This is a genomic window from Colwellia sp. TT2012 (genome assembly GCF_001440345.1).
Classification (GTDB): domain Bacteria; phylum Pseudomonadota; class Gammaproteobacteria; order Enterobacterales; family Alteromonadaceae; genus Colwellia.
The window spans coordinates 1-805 of the sequence record NZ_LJYX01000134.1 but is presented as its reverse complement, the minus strand read 5'-3'; the positions used below and the strand labels follow the sequence as shown (position 1 = coordinate 805).

At 54.8% G+C, this 805-nt stretch carries 1 protein-coding gene; it reads left to right on the top strand.

Annotated features, from left to right (window positions below; genetic code table 11):
- A partial coding sequence (locus ASU03_RS19140; RefSeq protein ID WP_157465993.1) for a glycosyltransferase occupies window positions 1-321 on the top strand: 321 nt, incomplete at its 5' end.
- Window positions 322-805 lie beyond the last annotated feature (484 nt).

The window sequence follows — 805 nt, the reverse complement described above, 5'->3', positions numbered from 1 at the left end:
CTCACCGAAACCTTTGGCAATGTGGTGCTGGAAGCGATGGCATCGGGGCTGGGCGTGGTGGCCTATGACCAGGCGGCCGCTACCCAGCACATCCGCCATGGCTACAGTGGTGCGGTGGCTATGCCAGGGGACGAAGATGGTTTTTGCGATGCGGCCAGTTGGTTGCTGGAAGAGCATGAGCTCCTTCGCAGGGTACGACTCAACGCTAGGCAACACGCCAGCCGTCAGGGCTGGCCGGCGATTATCGAACAGTTTGAAAGGCAGTTGCGGGGCGTCTGTGCAGCACACTTTACTGCACCATCCTTACCTTTTCCCCCATGAATGCTCGCCACTTGCCAGATCATTGAGCCCGTGCAATTTGTTACCTGATCTCAAGGAACGCTGAGTTTGTTTATTGCCACTGAACGTTGACCTAGGTAGCGCTGGCCAAACACCGTGTGTGCATACCGAGGTTAGCTTGAACAAACTCCATAGCCAAAAGGTTCATATCTATGCACATCAATACTCAATCCCCTGCATTGGCGAATTTAGATTCCTATACCAAGCCCCGCCCCTTTCCCGAAGACACCCCACAGGAAAAAAACATACAGCAGAATCAAGTCGCATATGATAGACCGAGTAATCCAGGAAGCACTAAACTCGGGGACCCGCAACGCGCTCCAGATCGACCTTTCGTCAATAATATGACCTAGCCGAACATCTCACCAGCAGGCTGACTCCAATAGCAGCCTGCCAGTGAGTCGCCCCATCGTCGGCTCACTGGCGGGCAACCGCGATGCAACCCGTCATCGCAGGGTCGTCAACG